Source organism: Enterobacter sp. BNK-8, from assembly GCF_048685095.1.
Classification (GTDB): Bacteria; Pseudomonadota; Gammaproteobacteria; order Enterobacterales; family Enterobacteriaceae; genus Enterobacter; species Enterobacter quasiroggenkampii.
This window is the reverse complement of record NZ_JBLQTN010000001.1, coordinates 2,617,065-2,633,093: the sequence shown is the minus strand read 5'-3', so window position 1 is coordinate 2,633,093 and position 16,029 is coordinate 2,617,065. Positions and strand designations below refer to the sequence as shown.

The window sequence follows — 16,029 nt, the reverse complement described above, 5'->3', positions numbered from 1 at the left end:
AATGATATTTATAATTAATAATCATCCGATCCCACTGCGTGGGGCATGGATGGGGCAAACTCACTCAATTTCTGGTTGAGGATGAGTACCTGGTCCTGGTTGTTTTCAGCCATCCAGGATCCGTACACCCGGTAAACCATTTGCGCGTCGGTGTGGCCCATTTGCTTCGCGATGAAGTTAGGGTTAGCACCGGCGGCCAACGACCAGCATGCATACGTGTGTCGGGACTGGTATGCTCTGCGATAGCGAATCCCGGCGCGTCGCATTGCTGCCTCCCACGACTGGTTGATCGACCCCACCGCGTAATGATGCCCTGCACGGCCATTGCGCAATCCTTTTTGTGGGTTAAACACGAATGTGCACGGATGCACCTCTGTGCGACCAAACTCACGCAGTTTCACCTCTAACTGATACTGCTTACCCAGGCGGGTTAATTCGGCCTGGTTCTTCAGCACGTCAATAGCTGGCTGAATAAGGTTGATGATGCGGTTTGTCCCGGCCTCGGTTTTCGGAAGGGTAAACTCCTTCGTCAACGTGTGGTTTCGGCGGATCATCATCGTTCCTGCTTTCAGGTCGATATCTTCCCAGGCCAGCGACACCAGTTCACCGTGGCGCACGCCGGTGTACACCGCCAGCGACCACATGTTTTTCAACTGCTGGGTGGCGCAAGCGTTAATCAGCCTGACAAACTCATCGCGGGTGAGCGGATCAGGCTCGCAACGCGAACGTTTGAGAAGGGCGATCCCGGTGAACGGGCTTACCTTCACATAACCACTTTCAGCAGCGAACTTGAACATGCCAGCCATGGTCTTCATGTAGTTGTTGACCGTTCTGACTGTCCTTCCCTTTACAGGCGTACGATGCCCCGCCTTCAACGTCTGATAACCGGTCAGCAATTCCTTCCTGATAAACAGCAGGTCTTCCTGCGTCACCGCAGAAACCAGCCTGTCCCCGCCAATCCGTGGCACCATATTGCGCGTTATAGATGTATAACGAGACATCGCGTTGGTGCTGATCTCCATGCGCTTCAATTCCAGCCACTTGTTCGCCAGCTCCAGCACTGTGATTTCCTTGCTCTCCACCCCAAACTTTCTGAGGTTCGGTGAGTCCGGGAACTGGGCCGCATAGTTGAAGTTGCCGGTTTTAATCGAAAAGCACACCGACGCGCGAAGCTCGCCAGCGACCTTTCTGTTTTTTGGTGTATCCGGCACGCCGAGGCTCTCACGCACCCGGCTTCCTTTATAGATGAACCATATGCGGAGCGTACCGCCATGATTCTCCACGCCTGTTGGGTATGCTGACTTAGCCATTATTCCCTCCTGACGTCCAAGAGCCCGCTAAGCATAAACGGATCCTCATTGGCGCGCACCTGGCTGTTTCTTTTTGAGGCTCTCAACCCACTGGTCGATCGCTTTGTGGTTGTACAAGCACTCGCTGTTTTCCTTTGGGATGCTGTCCGGCGACATGTGGACGTACTCCCTGCCACATAGCCAGCTTTTTTTACGGGCCCGCGCTATCGTTCCCGGACGGAGCCCTGTCATTTTTACAAGCAGGTCTTCTGTCACCCACTCGCTGGGCACGATTTGAATGATTTCGCTCATGATCGCTCCTATGACATCGTTTTATAAAACTGCGGCTGGTCTGGCGTTGCCGCGCGGAGTTCGTATTCGAAGTGGATCTGGTAAGTGCCGCCGTCCCATGCGACATAAACCCGCGCCTTATCGTTTTCCGGCTCCAGCAGGCTTTCGACTATCCCCGTCAATCCGCCGGTCTTCTTCTGGACTATTGCGCCCACATTAAAAGCAGCCATTGCACACCTTCCGGTTCGTGAAGAAATGAGATGAGAGCGCCCAGCGCCATAAGTGCGCCGATGAGCCAGGTCATGGGGTTTGATTGCATGGTTTTCTCTCAAAAGAAAACCCGCTCAGTGGCGGGTTCTATTTAGGTGAGACAGGGATGTAGCAAACGGTCTATTCGGGAATTAAAGCGAGGAAATCTTTTTTATAAAGTTCTTTCAATTCAGACATAACCTCGGCAGAGGCCATTTCGTGGGTAAGCAAAGTTCTGCCCAGGCGTTTCTCAGCATCCTGCTGAAAATCAGAAAAGCTCCCGATCAATACCCCAGTGTAGCCAGTTAGGATGGTGCACTGCTGCTGTGTCAGTTTCATCTAATTCCTCCTTTATGATTACGGTATTCTATCGCACTAAATTTTCGCACCCAATAGCCAGCTCATAACTGGCTATCAGTTGCGTCATGGTTTGATGTGAAGGCGCGGCTCTCCGTCTTTCGGCTCCGGCCACTGGCGAGCCATATTCACCTTTAGCTTTTCTTCCAGCGCCGCGGTGATTTGCTCATCGGTGATACCTGCGCGCCGCTGCGCGTCCCATAGCAGGAACTGCATATCAGCCCACTCACTGAGGTCGCCAGGATTGGCGGCAGCTTCCAGCGCCTCTTTGGAAAGATGCTTCAGTGGGCCAATGGGACCGACATTTCCGAAGGTCTTTTCTGACCATTCAGCGTGGCGCCGCCGGATCAGGTTTCTGGTGAACTGCGATTTCTTCGATTCGTAAGGTTTCACGCTCCCTCCTCATGCCGCACGCTGGGCGCGCAGCTTCTTCAGGTGTTCTGCTGTTTCGATTTCTTCAGCGATCCGCGCGGCCTGTGCTTTGGTCAGCGGTTCGAAATCCTGATTAAAGCGGCCCATGCTGGCGATGCAGGTGCGACCGTTGCGGATGTAGTGGATGACTTCGTGGGTAGCGCGGAGGATTTTGCAGGGCGCGCCGTGGGGATCGGCGTACCAGGTATTAGGCTGGATTATCCTGAACATTGGTTAACTCCTGCGGTTACTGCATCACCTGCACTTTTTTGCTACTCCTGCACTGTTTCGCTGCTCCTGCATCAATTTCTTTCTCCTGCAGCATGAGGAAAACTACCGCGACCGCACGCAGCGGGTTACGGTGAGTGGAGCTGATACCGGACTCATGAGTTGCCCGCCACACGGTCTTCCCTGTTGGGACCAGGCCGATTCGATGCTTCTTCATTGCAGGGTAGAGCTCTTCGGCACGACGTAACGGAAACCAGGCGGTGTTCTGTACCGTGTTAAACCAGTTCCACGACAAATTGGCACCGGTATTTTCATGCGGATGGATGGTGGCGCTGTACTTTGGCTTCAGGAAATATGCGAGCCTGACGCTGATTTCACCGTCACTAAGTTTGGTGTAATCCATCAAGATCCCCTTTGCTTACGGATAAGCTCCAAATCAGCCTGGCAACTGGCGCAGGTCTGGCAGCCGGGAACGGCAGCGCGCCGCGGCTCGGGAATTGGTTCGTCGCACTCCGCACAATGCTCAGCTGATACGGCGTTGCGGTCGATGCGGTGAGCGGAAAGGGCAGCGTTACGCTGAAGCTCTTCAATCTCTGCTGCTGTGTCGATGATATCGGCCATGGTCAATGCTCCCGGAACTGTCGGTTAATTCGGTTGAATGTGAACGCCAGCAATAAAAAAGGCCGCGATAGCGACCTGGTGATTTGCGATTTCATGGCTGTATCCACCCTTTACCTTTGACGTGCTGAATAACGCCAAGCTTCCTGAGTGACTGGAGGCGGCGGTCAAGAATGCGGAAGACGTCCATCGGGTGCTTTCCTTCTGCTTCAGCAATGACGAGGCACTCCTTTCTGACGGAAGGGCTAAATAGTTCCGAAAACGAGGTTGGCTGAGCACCGATAGCGCTTAACACCTCACTATCCAGTTTCGCGTATTTGGTCATGCTGCACCGCCTTCATGTTTCTCTGCTTCGACTGCCATCTGCTCAAGCCGTCGCGATAACTCGGCGGCAAGCGCCTGGAATTCTTCTTCGGTCGCCACTGGGATCGGCACAAAGCGAATCCCGATGTGCGCCAGGTGGTTGGCAATTTCGATGCTTTTTCTCAAATCAACTGGTGAGGCTCTGTTCATGCCGCACCGCCAGCGTGCCGCAGCCAGATGCAAACCGCGCCATCTTCCGTGTCGTGAATTGAACCGACAAACCAACCATCGCCGGCTGGTGTTTCGGGCTGCCACGCCGAAATGTCATAGCCGTCAACATCTGGATCAGCGTCGTCCTCATCACGATAAATCACTTTCCACTCGAGGCCGTTCTTCTCCAGCCATGCGTTGAACTCAATGGGCGATATGGATTCGCGGCCATCGCAAAATTCATCGTAAAGCGGGTGAGTCCAGTAGCCGTACTGGTTGCGTTCGACGGGTAGGGCTTTAAATTCTGTTGTCATTGTTCGGCTCCAAACCGCCCGTTAAGGCGGCCAGTTTTGACGACGAACTCCAGGAGGCTAACTCCCAGAGCTTCAATTTTCTTGTGAGATGATGGGAGGCACCGTTTCGTTCCAGTTAGGCTTTGGCTTCTTGCGCATTGCCTGCTGGATTTCCTCGGTGCAGCGGCGGCAGGCGGCGCGGACGGCGTTTTCATTTGCTGGCGTCATGCGGCCTCCCGGCGGGCGAGAAGTTTCGCCCCGAAAGCCATCAGCTCGTCCCGGTCCACAGTTGCGAAGTGGCAGTTTGTACGCGGGTACGGTCGCCAGATGATGAGCATCGAACCTTTGTTATTTCCCGATACTGGCTTACCGGTGACCGGGTTGATAAACGCCAGTCGGCCGGCGGTGATGAGGCGAACCTCGCTGGCGGTCTGGATAGCCTCCTTAAACCAGCCAACGGAAGTGTCTGCCGGTACCAGCATGACCGTGCCAATCTGATTTGCGCTCTCGGCTGCGGCCTTCTTAACGAAAGGTGTAATGTCGCTGTATGGCGGGTTCATCCAGACGTAGCCGGGAATGCTCAGGTAATCAGCCCATGGCGTTTCCAGCGTGTTCTGCTCGGCGGTGATGAACTTTCTGCACAGCGCGTTATGCGGCGCCGCGGCGGCATCAAGCTGGAAGCAAAACTCAGCATCAAGGGAAGCGAAAAGGGCTGGTGGTGTGCGCCAGAGGTCGCGCTGGTCGAGCGGTGTCTTACTTCCACCATAATCACCGTTCAGCTTCTCGGCAGGAAGTGCTGCTGCAATGCGCTCACCGATCCATCGCATTACTGGTACTGCCATGCTGTTTCCGATCGCCTTGTAACGCGGCGCGTCATCAGCAAGTTTTCCATCGTACGGGATCAGCGTGTGCGCATCTGGGAATCCTTGAAGCCTTTCATATTCGAGAGGGGTAAGGGTTCTAACCCGATTATCTGCCATAACAACAAGATCTCGACGGTCCTTATAATCTCTGGCCGAAAGCGTGCTGCTTACTCCATCATCGATGTATGAGTCTGTTCTTCTGAAGCGATAGAGAGTGCAGTTATCAACTGTGCTGGAGCATCCTTTGCTCCCAACATTATTCGCCTCAGTCGACCCGCCGCCGACGTCTTGCTCAAAAAGTACCGCTGCGGGATCGAATCCTTTTCGAGCACTTGCGACAACGAACACACGGCGGCGTCGTTGGGCCACTCCGAAAAATTGAGCATCAAGGACGCGCCAGGCGATAACCCTTTCTGGTCCAGACACACAACCTGCGTGCGTCCATTTTCCCCCTGCTGGCTGCAACTCACTGCTTTCTCCGGCAAGTCCTGCCAGAAAGCACCCGAAGGCATTGTCTTTGCTGCTGAGCACGCCGGGGACGTTTTCCCAGACGATAATTGCTTCTGGTTCACTGCGTTCGCGGCGCTTTGCGTCGATTGCATTGGCTAATTCCACGTAAGAGAGGGTTAACTGCCCGCGGTCGTCAGATAGGCCTTCACGTAAGCCGGCGATACTGAATGCCTGGCAAGGCGTGCCACCGACCAGAACATCAGGCGCTTCTACTTCACCAGCGCGCACCGCATCGGCGATTTTGGTCATGTCGCCGAGGTTTGATACTTCCGGCCAGTGATGGGCGAGAACCGCTGAGGGGAAGGGTTCGATTTCAGAGAACCAGGCAGGTTTCCAGCCGAGAGGCTCCCACGCTTTACTGGCAGCTTCGATGCCGCTGCACACGCTTCCGTATTTCATGATGCATGCTCCGGATCGTTAACATCCCAGCCATTACGCTCAATATTAGTTTGCAGCCGCTTATCTCCGACCTCTTCAATGCTGCGGCCGGTAATCTCTGCGACTTCAGCGTTTGAGTGTCGCCACAGTAGCGCAAGCTCTTCGGTAGTCCATTCAGGCATGACTTTTCCTCCTGACGATCGGGCAAGTGAGTTGCGCTTGCTGCGCACGGAGTTGATAGTGCGGCCGGTTGCCGCGGCGATTTCCTCAGGAGTGAATCGGCCAAACAGAAACAACTCTGCTTTGGTCCACTTCCTGAGGTTGGTGTTGGCTGGGAATTTCACATCGAGGCGAGCGGCCTGGGTGTAAACGGCGCGCTCTGTTCTTTCCAGTTTTTCGGCAATCAATGAGACGGGCATCTGCCCTGCAACTTCATGCAGGAACAGGTTTTCCCATGGCTGCCAGTGATTGGCGCCCATGACTATCTCCATTGCTCTCCGAACGTGAATCCGATCTCCGCCAGCGCCTCGTCCATCTTCTCGATGAACTCCGGCACCATTTCGTTGAAATCGGACATGTATTGCGGATCCCGCTCAACGACGACGTGGTGAATTCCTTCGCGTTTCATGCGCGGGTCGTAGTTGGCAAAGAACCAGGCGTCTTTTCCGGTTACCCACATGCTGTACTGCACCTGGGCCATATACGCAGACTTGATGGCTTCGAAACCGCCAAGGCGGAATTTCATGAAGTCGCGGGAGGTGAAAGGGCATTTAAGCTCAAGGCCGAACCCGTTACTGCACAGGCCGTCAGGGGAGCACGCGGTGCGCATGCTCTCGTCACGGAACAGGATCGGAGACTCCGTGACTTTTACGTCCGTGGTGAACTCGAAGAGGGTGCGGGCGTCTTCCTCGTACTGCTTGCCCCAGGCCAGCGCCTTGGCGTTAACCTCTGGCGCGACGCCGGTGCATACCTCGGCGAGCAGCGTGTGGAAGTAGGACATTTTCATATCTGTCCACTTCTTCCCAGATCGTGGCTTGGCGATGACGTTGTGCACTTCTGAGGCGGTGATAACGCCGAGGCGCAGCCGGTGCCACGCCTCATCGCCCTGTTGAATAGTGGTTACGTCAATGCCGGTCCGGGACAGGATAATTTCTGGTGTCATGCTGCCGCCTTCTTCTTGAGGAAGCCTAGGGCCTTAACTGCCTCGGCTTGGGTAAGCTCGGATGAATCGCGAATATCACGACGGAAAATTTGCGAACAGACTGGGAGCAGGTTTTCTTCCCACGTCTTATCCATTGCGATAAGGACGTCGTTAATCTCCTTGATAATTTCGTCCCCTGCTGGTGTTACATCGCGTTCTGGCTGGCGTTCTGCAGAGAAGTTGATACCTTCTTCGCCCTCGGTGTTAACGTGGTCTATGGCGGCGTCCAGGCGCTCACGGCGAGGCCAGTATTTTGCTGCCTGCTTCACGACCGTCTTGAGGATCATCTGTTCTTCATCGGTGACCCATGGACACTTCTTGCTGTTGTCAGATTTGTACTTCTTCCATGCTTCAGACCGGTCACGGATGGAGTAGATGGCATCGATACGCATCGTGTGAGTGAGGTAATCACCATCGTCAGTTTTTACCGTTACATACGCGCCTACGATGTCCCCGCGCTGTTCTTCAGTATCGAAGTCGTTGTAGATGTGGATTGGCGGCTTATCGAGCCCTTCGCGGCGGAACTGGTCGTTTCTGCGAACAATTGCCGACTGGCACCACTTAATGGCGCCTGACTGCTGCGCAATATGCATCAGGCCCATGTAACTGATATCGAGGCAAATAGCCCCTTTACGCGGAACCAGATAAGCCAGCTTCTGAGCTGGGTTTAGCGAAATACCGATAGCCGCAACGTTGATGATTGCGTTCTGCGTGCTGGTCTGGTTCTGGAATGCGACTTTCGCGAGGTAGTCGTTGTTCTGAAATAGTTGGATGGCGAACTGGCTTTCCTTCGCCCACACCATCCGCTCGTCAGTGGCCGCCTTAATGAAAAGCGGTTCCTGTTGTTTGACGAAATCAACAAGGGTTAAGCTCATGATCACTCCTTAGAACGGGCAAGGCGCCTGACGCTGCCATTCCTCTTCGGCGCGGGCATACGCGCATTCCGATATGTATTTGTTGTATGCCTCTTCGGCCTTTTCTCCGATAAGCGCAAGCTGGGCTTCCTGGGGCAGGAACAAGCTGCTCATTTCCAGAGGTTTCGCAGGGAACATAGCGATCAGTTCCTTCGCCCGATCGCCGATCCACTTCTCTTTTTCGTCGGTGAGCTGCTGCTCAGCCCAGCGCCGCTCTTCGATGCGGTCGTAAGTGAGGTATGCGTTCATGGTTGCCTCAGTAATGGATTTTCGCGCAGGGGATAAGGTCATCTTTCAGAGCGGTGAGCACTTCGATAGCCTGCTCGCGAGTAATGCTGGTGTGACTGGTGAGCGCGTTAACGATGTTTTTTCCTACCGTCTTGCGGTGCTTCACGTCAGCTTCACGTTTTGCCTGTTCGTCGGCGATGCGCTTCTCTTCGGCCAGGCGTTTCTCTTCTGCCTGTTTTGCCTTCAGGCGCTCAGCCTCAACCGCCGCGGCTTTTTCGCGTTCTGCCCGGGCTTCTGCTTCCTGCTTCTCGCGTGCCGCACGCTGTTCCGCTTCGATGCGCTGGCGTTCCGCCAGTTCAGCGCGGGCTTTCTCTTCAGCCTCACGGCGCGCTGCAGCTTCTATCTCTGCTTTGTGCTTCGCTTCGGCATCGCAGCGGGCTTGTTCTGCCGCTTCCTGCTTCAGGCGCTCGTCACGTTCACGCTGAGCCTGTTCCGCCTGGCGGCGCTGTTCTTCGCGGTCACGGTCAAACTTGTCATTCATCAGCAGAGCCATTTCATGGTCCGCTTCGATCTGCGCGGCACGCTGGCGGTCGAACTCTTCGTTAATCACCAGCGCTTCGGCGTGCAGCGCGTTCATGGCTTCTTCAGCCTTAATGCGTTCCTGCTCTGCTTCCCATTCGGTGAGTGGGCGGCGGGTCGCATCGCGCAGCTCGTCACAGGCATCAACGAAACGCTTAATTTCGGCCTCAGCCGGGCGCACAGCTTCTTTCAGGCGCTTCAGGTACTCACGACCAGGCTTTTCGATTGCCGTCTTGCTGCGGGACACCTGCGCCGCCAGAGAGGCGACACGGTCACGGCCTTTCTTCGTGGACAGGTCCGGCACTTCGTTCACTGCCTGGCGGATTTGCTCGAGATAAGCGTCAAGGCCGCCCGTTACGTAGAGCACTGGCGCCTGCTCCGGCTTGATTTCGATGACAGTTAAGTCCGTTGCTTCGCTCATGGTTTCTCCTGAAATTTGGATGTGCAGATCCCGCCCGCTTAATGCCAGGCCGATCGGTTGAATAGGGGAATTAGGATGCTTTTCTATGCCACGGATAACCGATTGCAACCTTCATTTCGTCGTAGGCTGCCATCCACATGGCGCCATCACCGATAAACAGGGCAATGGCTGCTTTACTCTGCGCGGCGCGCAGCAGGTGATGATTGATCATGCCTTCACCTCAACCTGTTTCAGGAGGCCAGCGATATGCATCTGCCAGCGGTTCAGAGTCAGCTTGTCGCGTGGTGCCGATACCGACGTCAGCTGCCACTCGTTATCGTTGAGCTTTTTGGCTGTGTACTGCTTGCCGTTGTGGGTGACTGTCATGATGCCTCCCGCTTTTCTTTGATGTCGGCGCGGAGGTGAATCTCTTTCCCATCAGCTGTCGGGAATATCAGGATGTCATCACGAACCGCGAGAAGATTGGCCACTGCAAATAGCGCCTCGTCTGTGACATCAAATTTCTCACCGGTGAACTCGCGAACGCCGGGCGCCAATTTGCTCGGCTTTGAACGACCCGCGAAAATTCGCTTCGTCAGGCCTGAAAAACCTACTGTGATTGGGTTGCTCATAAATCCTCTTGGCCTTATCGCGGCGAACGGAACGGTTAATACAAGACTTCAACGCATTTATTCAGTGTTTCAATGGGCGGTGGATGGCCGCCGGTTGTCATAACTAAGCCGCCTCGGTGAAGCGACTGAGGTATGAAAAAAGCCGCTGGTTAGGCGGCTCTGAGCTTGTTGACGTAATTCATGCACGCTGTAGGGCTGCATGTTTGCCATGTGGTTTTATGCTGCATCCGCTTGCTTGGCGGGTAATAAGCAACAGTCCCTTGCGGTGTGCGAAATATGAGTGTGTTTTCTCCCTCTTCGAACTCAACGCCATTACGCTGGAAGAATGCCTTCATCCCTTCATGCGCCGAGTTCCTCGCCCTCCTGCGCCGCTCTTTAAGTTCTGGCTTCATGTCTTGCCAAAACTCACCCATCGTATAATCGTCGTCTGCCATAAAACCCTCTGTCGTTACCCGCTGATGCGGGAGAAATGCTTTGTGGTGCAGCGCCGGGTGCTTATCTTCCGGTTGCCGTCGATGCAGCTGCAATTCACTGCACTACAAAACATTCCACGGTGTGCCCCGGTATAATCCGGGGCTGAATGTTGGTTTTCAGTCGTCACTGTTACCTGTTACATAACTCCTCCGATACGGTGTGCCGCGTCGAAAAGGGTGGCAGCGGCTAGCCATTTGAACGTGATGCCCAATCGGGCGTGAAAGACTCTTTAATTCAGCACAGCCCACTCAACTTCGAATGGACTGGAATAAATCTGTTTGCGCTTCGCACCTCTCATCCCGCCAGTGTTGCCCGTTCCCACGCCTTTATCGCTCTCGCGAGGGGGTAGCCTTCTCACCGACCGGTTCGCCGCCGGTGATACGCCGCATTTTGTGCGTTGGGGTCTAAACAGGATTACCGAGTGCTGTTCCGACTTTGCATGTTGTTAAAAAGCAGGCGACTTGCTGTCCGCCGCTGGCTAACTTCGCTCAGCTGTCGATGTTTCGTTTCGATGGGGTAAAGATACAGATAAAACTGTATTATCGTCAACAGACAAAACTGTATTTAATGGTGCGAAATACATATGTTTCTGTATTTGAATGGAAAATATTTTTGTTCAGGCGAAAAAAAACCGGCCTGAGCCGGTGATTTTTTTATAGGAGGTAGGGGTGCTATCGCTTTCTGCGGTAGATGCGATGCTCAATCATAACGCCAATGATGGTCAATGGCTGGTGATCGCTGTTAATGACAGGGTAATCATCATTTAGGGGGACCAGTTCAAAGTGCTGGCAGCCCATAGGGTCAATGTATGTTGGGCGGTATTTCTTAAAGGTTGCCTGTGCTCCGCCGTTCCTAGCAACCACAAACTCACCTGGCGTTGGCTCAATCTCCGGGTCAACGATGATAATGTCCCCCGCCTTGAAGTCAGGCTCCATCGAATCACCTTCAATGCGCAGCGCGAAGGTATATTCAGAAATATCAGAGTCCGTGAGGATGTACTCGAGGTTTCCGTCGAAAGCCTCAATGGGATTTTTTTCAGCTAAGGCGCCTGCCTGTACATAGCTTATCAACGGAACTCTCCTGCTGTTAACCTCTGCCACCGGCATAAAGGCACCGCCATTCATCAGCCAGTCAGCATCGGATTTAAGAGCCTTGGCTATACCAATTATATTCCGAGGTTTAAGTGTTTTCCCGTCTTCAATACTCTGCCAGGATTGCTGCCGTATACCGGCCATTTCAGCTGCTTCTGCCTGGGTTAACCCCAATTCAATTCTCTTCTGCTTTACGCGATCCGCAAGGCTCATAAATACCTCTCTCTGTCCTCCCTGATAATCACAGTTAAAACTGTAATTGACAAACAGAAATAACTGTCAGAGAATACAGATAAAACTGTGGAGGAGATATGGAAACAATTTCTCAACGACTCAAGCAAAAACGTGAAGAGATGAATCTGTCGCAGGATCAGCTGGCGAAGCTGGCTGGCATGAAACAGCAATCTCTCCAGGCCATTGAGGCTGGGACAACAAAGCGCCCACGTTACTTGGTTGAGCTGGCTCGCGCTCTTAAGTGCGAGCCTGAATGGCTTCTCTTTGGCGACGAGCCAAATAAATCAACAGCCGCCTGACCGGCGGCCATAACCAATTAATTCAGAGGAAGTATCGCAAATGGAAACCTTAACGACACGCAACAAAGCGGAGGCACGACGAATTGAGAGTTGGGTGCAGCGTCAAATCGCTGATCTGGGTACCGCCCGGATAGCCGAAGTAGCTGGCATCAACAAATCCACAGTCAGCCGGTGGCGGGAGAACCTGGTCCCGAACATGTCGCTTCTGCTGGCCATCCTGATTTCTAACCGGGATTCCGAGAAAGGGCAAATGGAGGCTTAGCCGCTATGAACCACATCGAATTCATCGAGAAGCATGTGCGTGATGAGCTGATTAAACAGGGATTCACCGTAGCGGTGGCTCAGGGGGGGGCATTTCAGGCCGTCGACATGTACAAGCGTATGTCACAGGCCAGTCGCAAGGGGAGGATTTTCGATGACGTGTTACGACACGCGAAGCTTTGGGCGGAGAAACAGCAGGTTCCGTCTGACAAGTTCGAAAAGAAGCGCGTCAAGCGTACGCAGCAGCCGGGTCTGCTCTGAAATGGCGAAAGCCGCGGTGCTGTAACACCAACGGCTTTCAGGTGCAATAAACGTCAGTCAATTGCGAGGCAATTATGCCAAGTAAATCGAAGAGAGTAAACAAACCGGAGGTAGCACGTGAGCATGTCACTTATGGCGAAAGCAATGGGGGTCAAAGTGGGAAACTCACTGCGTAAGCTCGTCCTGATTAAGCTGGCTGATAACGCCAACGACAAAGGCGAATGCTGGCCTTCGTATCAACACATCGCCGATCAATGCGAATGCAGCCGAACGGCTGTTCGTAACCATATTGATGCGCTTGAAGAAATGGGTCTTATCAAGCGTGAGAACCGTGTCGGCGTCAACAACGGAAAAGGTAACACGTCAAATGTGTATTACCTCAAATTAGATGCCACCCCTATGCCATTAAATGGCACAGGGGTATGCCACGACGAAGCACACCCTATGCCATCAGATGGCACACCCCCTGTGCCACCAGATGGCACCAGAACCAGTCACTCTTTTGAACCAGTCACTGAACCTAACTCTCTCTCTGGGCGCGAAGGTTTTATGAGCGAAGCCGCAAAACGGCGGATCGGGATTTCACCAAACGGGGAGATTCCATTCCCGCCCCTGTTTAAGCCATCAGCAGATCACATTGCCATGGCTGCCGAGAAGGGGGTGAGCATTGAAACTGAGCTGCTGAACTTCCGGGACTATCACCTTTCCCGCGGCACGCTTCTGATCGACTGGAATTCGGCTTTCAGAGTCTGGATTCGAAACGCCAGGGTTAACCCGCTGGCTAAACGTGGGCGTGCTGAGCAGGAAACGCCTCACTGGAACAGCCGCGAGGGATGGGAGGACTTCCTGTGAATAATCAACTTGTGCAGGCAGTTAACTGCCGTGATGGCGCGCTACTTTCCAGAATGGCGAACGGAAGTACCGACCAGAAGAAGGTTATCAACCCTGAGGCTGAGGGGCTTGTTGACTCTCTCTTTCGCCAGCTGAAGCAGATTTTCCCTGCATCTACGCAGACAAACCTGAAAACTGACGCAGACGAGAAAACTGCAAAGCGTCAGTGGATCGCAGCGTTTTCAGAGAATGGGATCCGCACTCGCGAACAACTTTCCGCTGGTGTGCGTCATGCCCGCGCCAGTGAATCACCTTTCTGGCCGTCGCCGGGGCAATTCATCAAATGGTGCAAGGATAGCGGCACTGTGCTTGGCATTGGCCTGGCTGATGTGATGAATGAGTTCCATCGGTATAGCCGCGAAAAAGGGCTGCATACCGGCGGAGCAGAAGCTTTCCCGTGGTCTCATGACGTTATGTACTGGATTGTCACCGATACGCGCAGAGCGATGTACCAGCGCCAGCTGAGCGAGGCTGAAACTGAAAAATACGCGGCAAAAAAACTTGAGGAATGGGCGCTGAAAGTTGCTGGTGGGGAAAAAATACCATCTCCCGTCCTGGCGCTCGAGAATTCTGATGAAGTGATCCCGACAAATCACGTGAGCCGTCAGGCCGGTTATCACCCGGAAGGAAAAAGCTTTGGGTGCATGCCAAACGCAGCGACTCTCGGCGCTCTCACCCCGGCTCAATGGCTTTGGGAAGAGTATCAGCGCGGGAAAGAGAGAGGGCTTATTCAATGAAAGGCAAACAGGCAATTCTGCGTTATCTCGAAACGCACCGGACCTTCACTGCGAAGGATGTGGCCACAGAGTGCGGCATGACCATCAACTGCATCACGAAGAACGCTATTGATCTGGAGCGGTCCCGCAAGATTGTGCGCGTGAGCAAGGTCTGGAGAACTGTGACTTATCGTCTGGCCACGCCGGAAGAGCAGGACGGCACCGCACGCAACTGCACCAACGGAATATTTCAGGAGTGCCGCAACAGTGCGGCTATGAAGCGAGTATTGATGGTTTGGGGGAGGGTAGGGGTATGAAAATTTTAAAACTGAGTCAGCAGGCAACAGTTTCTCGTCCGGTCGATTCGATTATCGGTTGGGAAGAGAAAACAATCTACGAGCCTGTTTTTGTTGTGGCTGAGCATATTGAGTCGTTTTTGTTTGCTGGAGTAAGCCATATCAAAATGACCTCGGGAGAAAAGATAGTTGTACGAGAAACACCTGAAGAAATTCTCGCGCTGCTAGGCGTTGATGTTCAAACGGATAGCCTAAAAACATGGGCTGATATCGCTCAGCAGGAGGCCGCCCAATGAGCAACATCGACAAAGAATGGCTGCAGCAGAAAATTGCCGATATGGAAGCTGCCCGCGATGAAATCCCGTTCGGCCTGGACGAAGACGACAGCAACACGCTGGCTGCGATGAAGCTGGCGCTGGCATCGCTCGAAGCGGAGCCTGTGGCATGGCGATCGCTTTATTACGAAAATCACGGACTTCTGACAGGCTCAAAAAATGTCCTGGCATCCTGGCAAAAGCAAGGCTGGGAATGTGAGCCGCTATACACCGCCCCTCCTGTGCCGGTATCTGTGCCTGATGATGTGATGGCAGCAATGCAGAAAGTTGCACGTATTCGTCTCGATCTGAATGACTTCGACGGCGACAAGCTGGCCATTTTAGATTGTCTTAGCGACGCGGAAGAGGCGCTGATAGAAGTTGTTAATCGCCGCGCCGCCATGCTTCAGGGTGCCGAACCTGTAACGACGGCTTGCAAGTTGCCAGTCAATACGCCATGCAAGGATGCGCCAGAGCAAATCTGGCTTCAAACCGCTGGGGTATGGCCGGAGAACGGCGAGTTCAGCGAATTAACATGGTGCAGCGACAATCAGCACCCTGACGACACGCTATATGTTCGCGCCGATGTTGTCGGCGGCAACTCTCCGGTGATTCCGGATGGTCTGCGCTTGGCGCTCAGCAACGCTGGAATAGCAGCTCCTGAGTCAGACGAAATGCTATACGCCACCCATGAAAAATACGTACAGATGTTGGTTAACTGGGTGAAAGACAGAAAGCCTTTCAAGTCAGCAGCACCGCAGCAGGAGGTGAAGTGATGGATGCATTCAAAGACTTTGGAGCGACTGACTGGTTATTTTTCGTAACGCTGCTGATCGTATGGTTTTACATGGTTGCAAAAGCGTATAGTTGGTTAATAGGAGCCCTGATTCGCCGCGGTTGGAGATTGTGGAATCGCAAGGATGAGCAAACCCTGGCTATGGACTCGTTTTATGAGGCGTTCAGGCTGGCAGAAATCGAGCCTGGGCAGAGAGTGGTTATTACCACCGAAAGCGGTATGCAGATCCACATACTTCGTCCAAAAGGTGACCGCCATGCCTAACCCATTCGGCGCATAACTAAACGTCAAGCAACGTTTGATTTCCAATAATCACCCAGCCATAATTAAGTCATCGGAGCCTGAACAACTTCGATGACTTCTTCGCATTTAAGGGGACTTAAATGCGACCACAATCTGAACTCCTTACCTTGTCACAGATGCAGAAATGCACCTGCGATTT

At 53.6% G+C, this 16,029-nt stretch carries 30 protein-coding genes and 2 pseudogenes; 9 read left to right on the top strand and 23 right to left on the bottom strand.

What is annotated here, in order from left to right:
• Positions 1-14: 14 nt before the first annotated feature.
• The 23 genes and pseudogenes from ACMGGU_RS12855 to ACMGGU_RS12745 form a co-directional block, all read right to left on the bottom strand.
• Positions 15-1,310: a tyrosine-type recombinase/integrase gene (locus tag ACMGGU_RS12855; protein ID WP_045407522.1), complete on the bottom strand. Its 1,296-nt coding sequence runs from the start codon at positions 1,308-1,310 to the stop codon at positions 15-17.
• 45 nt (positions 1,311-1,355) lie between these two features.
• Positions 1,356-1,601, bottom strand: coding sequence for an excisionase family protein (gene xisR / locus ACMGGU_RS12850; RefSeq protein WP_025913358.1), 246 nt, complete (start codon positions 1,599-1,601; stop codon positions 1,356-1,358).
• 8 nt (positions 1,602-1,609) lie between these two features.
• Entirely contained in the window at positions 1,610-1,810 is a 201-nt protein-coding gene (locus ACMGGU_RS12845) for a hypothetical protein (protein WP_174340436.1), read from the bottom strand.
• A 160-nt stretch (positions 1,811-1,970) separates the two neighbouring features.
• On the bottom strand, positions 1,971-2,168 hold the full coding sequence (locus tag ACMGGU_RS12840) for a hypothetical protein (RefSeq protein WP_287658433.1): 198 nt from the start codon (positions 2,166-2,168) through the stop codon (positions 1,971-1,973).
• A gap of 90 nt (positions 2,169-2,258) precedes the next feature.
• Positions 2,259-2,531: pseudogene (locus ACMGGU_RS12835) on the bottom strand (DUF550 domain-containing protein); the annotation flags it as partial.
• 57 nt (positions 2,532-2,588) lie between these two features.
• Positions 2,589-2,828 carry a DUF4222 domain-containing protein gene (locus tag ACMGGU_RS12830; RefSeq protein WP_420300624.1) on the bottom strand — a complete coding sequence of 80 codons (240 nt, stop codon included), beginning with the start codon at positions 2,826-2,828 and terminating at the stop codon, positions 2,589-2,591.
• A gap of 16 nt (positions 2,829-2,844) precedes the next feature.
• Positions 2,845-3,228: a hypothetical protein gene (locus ACMGGU_RS12825; protein ID WP_420300623.1), complete on the bottom strand. Its 384-nt coding sequence runs from the start codon at positions 3,226-3,228 to the stop codon at positions 2,845-2,847.
• Positions 3,228-3,446 (bottom strand): TraR/DksA family transcriptional regulator, encoded by a 219-nt coding sequence (locus tag ACMGGU_RS12820; RefSeq protein WP_420300622.1) that lies wholly within the window; start codon positions 3,444-3,446, stop codon positions 3,228-3,230. Before ACMGGU_RS12820 ends, ACMGGU_RS12825 begins: the two co-directional genes overlap by 1 nt.
• Positions 3,447-3,537: 91 nt before the next feature.
• Positions 3,538-3,768: a hypothetical protein gene (locus ACMGGU_RS12815; RefSeq protein WP_420300621.1), complete on the bottom strand. Its 231-nt coding sequence runs from the start codon at positions 3,766-3,768 to the stop codon at positions 3,538-3,540.
• On the bottom strand, positions 3,765-3,956 hold the full coding sequence (locus ACMGGU_RS12810; RefSeq protein ID WP_420300620.1) for a DUF1382 family protein: 192 nt from the start codon (positions 3,954-3,956) through the stop codon (positions 3,765-3,767). The genes ACMGGU_RS12815 and ACMGGU_RS12810 overlap by 4 nt, the downstream gene beginning before the upstream one ends.
• On the bottom strand, positions 3,953-4,270 hold the full coding sequence (locus tag ACMGGU_RS12805; RefSeq protein ID WP_420300619.1) for a hypothetical protein: 318 nt from the start codon (positions 4,268-4,270) through the stop codon (positions 3,953-3,955). Before ACMGGU_RS12805 ends, ACMGGU_RS12810 begins: the two co-directional genes overlap by 4 nt.
• Positions 4,267-4,477, bottom strand: a pseudogene (locus ACMGGU_RS12800) (hypothetical protein). The gene ACMGGU_RS12805 and the pseudogene ACMGGU_RS12800 overlap by 4 nt, the downstream one beginning before the upstream one ends.
• On the bottom strand, positions 4,474-6,021 hold the full coding sequence (locus ACMGGU_RS12795) for a phage N-6-adenine-methyltransferase (protein WP_420300618.1): 1,548 nt from the start codon (positions 6,019-6,021) through the stop codon (positions 4,474-4,476). The pseudogene ACMGGU_RS12800 and the gene ACMGGU_RS12795 overlap by 4 nt, the downstream one beginning before the upstream one ends.
• Complete coding sequence (locus ACMGGU_RS12790; RefSeq protein WP_420300991.1) at positions 6,018-6,479, bottom strand: hypothetical protein; 462 nt, start codon at positions 6,477-6,479, stop codon at positions 6,018-6,020. Before ACMGGU_RS12790 ends, ACMGGU_RS12795 begins: the two co-directional genes overlap by 4 nt.
• Positions 6,480-6,481: 2 nt before the next feature.
• Positions 6,482-7,162, bottom strand: coding sequence for a lambda exonuclease family protein (locus ACMGGU_RS12785; protein WP_420300617.1), 681 nt, complete (start codon positions 7,160-7,162; stop codon positions 6,482-6,484).
• Complete coding sequence (locus ACMGGU_RS12780; RefSeq protein ID WP_000059964.1) at positions 7,159-8,076, bottom strand: recombinase RecT; 918 nt, start codon at positions 8,074-8,076, stop codon at positions 7,159-7,161. Before ACMGGU_RS12780 ends, ACMGGU_RS12785 begins: the two co-directional genes overlap by 4 nt.
• Positions 8,077-8,085: 9 nt before the next feature.
• Positions 8,086-8,364: a host nuclease inhibitor GamL gene (gene gamL / locus ACMGGU_RS12775; protein ID WP_420300616.1), complete on the bottom strand. Its 279-nt coding sequence runs from the start codon at positions 8,362-8,364 to the stop codon at positions 8,086-8,088.
• 7 nt (positions 8,365-8,371) lie between these two features.
• Positions 8,372-9,343, bottom strand: coding sequence for a hypothetical protein (locus ACMGGU_RS12770; RefSeq protein WP_420300615.1), 972 nt, complete (start codon positions 9,341-9,343; stop codon positions 8,372-8,374).
• 70 nt (positions 9,344-9,413) lie between these two features.
• Positions 9,414-9,554: a host cell division inhibitory peptide Kil gene (locus tag ACMGGU_RS12765; protein WP_163321452.1), complete on the bottom strand. Its 141-nt coding sequence runs from the start codon at positions 9,552-9,554 to the stop codon at positions 9,414-9,416.
• Positions 9,551-9,709 carry a hypothetical protein gene (locus ACMGGU_RS12760; RefSeq protein ID WP_023327240.1) on the bottom strand — a complete coding sequence of 53 codons (159 nt, stop codon included), beginning with the start codon at positions 9,707-9,709 and terminating at the stop codon, positions 9,551-9,553. The genes ACMGGU_RS12765 and ACMGGU_RS12760 overlap by 4 nt, the downstream gene beginning before the upstream one ends.
• Entirely contained in the window at positions 9,706-9,954 is a 249-nt protein-coding gene (locus ACMGGU_RS12755) for a DUF7446 family protein (RefSeq protein WP_199991764.1), read from the bottom strand. Before ACMGGU_RS12755 ends, ACMGGU_RS12760 begins: the two co-directional genes overlap by 4 nt.
• A gap of 149 nt (positions 9,955-10,103) precedes the next feature.
• Positions 10,104-10,388, bottom strand: a complete 285-nt coding sequence (locus ACMGGU_RS12750; RefSeq protein WP_420300614.1) for a hypothetical protein — start codon at positions 10,386-10,388, stop codon at positions 10,104-10,106.
• Positions 10,389-11,099: 711 nt separating this feature from the next.
• A complete protein-coding gene (locus tag ACMGGU_RS12745) occupies positions 11,100-11,732 on the bottom strand; it encodes a LexA family protein (protein WP_045269903.1) in 633 nt (210 codons plus the stop codon).
• A gap of 98 nt (positions 11,733-11,830) precedes the next feature.
• On the opposite strand from ACMGGU_RS12745, the gene ACMGGU_RS12740 reads away from it, so the two are divergent.
• The 9 genes from ACMGGU_RS12740 (at position 11,831) to ACMGGU_RS12700 (ending at position 15,851) form a co-directional block, all read left to right on the top strand.
• Positions 11,831-12,052, top strand: coding sequence for a helix-turn-helix domain-containing protein (locus ACMGGU_RS12740; RefSeq protein ID WP_023296412.1), 222 nt, complete (start codon positions 11,831-11,833; stop codon positions 12,050-12,052).
• A gap of 40 nt (positions 12,053-12,092) precedes the next feature.
• Positions 12,093-12,314: a CII family transcriptional regulator gene (locus ACMGGU_RS12735; protein WP_058654021.1), complete on the top strand. Its 222-nt coding sequence runs from the start codon at positions 12,093-12,095 to the stop codon at positions 12,312-12,314.
• A gap of 5 nt (positions 12,315-12,319) precedes the next feature.
• Complete coding sequence (locus ACMGGU_RS12730) at positions 12,320-12,574, top strand: hypothetical protein (protein ID WP_420300613.1); 255 nt, start codon at positions 12,320-12,322, stop codon at positions 12,572-12,574.
• A 123-nt stretch (positions 12,575-12,697) separates the two neighbouring features.
• Entirely contained in the window at positions 12,698-13,426 is a 729-nt protein-coding gene (locus ACMGGU_RS12725) for a helix-turn-helix domain-containing protein (protein ID WP_420300975.1), read from the top strand.
• Complete coding sequence (locus tag ACMGGU_RS12720; RefSeq protein WP_420300612.1) at positions 13,408-14,202, top strand: replication protein P; 795 nt, start codon at positions 13,408-13,410, stop codon at positions 14,200-14,202. Before ACMGGU_RS12725 ends, ACMGGU_RS12720 begins: the two co-directional genes overlap by 19 nt.
• Complete coding sequence (locus ACMGGU_RS12715) at positions 14,199-14,498, top strand: protein ren (RefSeq protein WP_420300611.1); 300 nt, start codon at positions 14,199-14,201, stop codon at positions 14,496-14,498. The genes ACMGGU_RS12720 and ACMGGU_RS12715 overlap by 4 nt, the downstream gene beginning before the upstream one ends.
• A complete protein-coding gene (locus ACMGGU_RS12710; RefSeq protein ID WP_320714356.1) occupies positions 14,495-14,773 on the top strand; it encodes a hypothetical protein in 279 nt (92 codons plus the stop codon). Before ACMGGU_RS12715 ends, ACMGGU_RS12710 begins: the two co-directional genes overlap by 4 nt.
• On the top strand, positions 14,770-15,567 hold the full coding sequence (locus ACMGGU_RS12705; RefSeq protein WP_420300610.1) for a hypothetical protein: 798 nt from the start codon (positions 14,770-14,772) through the stop codon (positions 15,565-15,567). The genes ACMGGU_RS12710 and ACMGGU_RS12705 overlap by 4 nt, the downstream gene beginning before the upstream one ends.
• Entirely contained in the window at positions 15,567-15,851 is a 285-nt protein-coding gene (locus tag ACMGGU_RS12700) for a DUF4752 family protein (protein ID WP_420300609.1), read from the top strand. The genes ACMGGU_RS12705 and ACMGGU_RS12700 overlap by 1 nt, the downstream gene beginning before the upstream one ends.
• Positions 15,852-16,029: the final 178 nt, after the last annotated feature.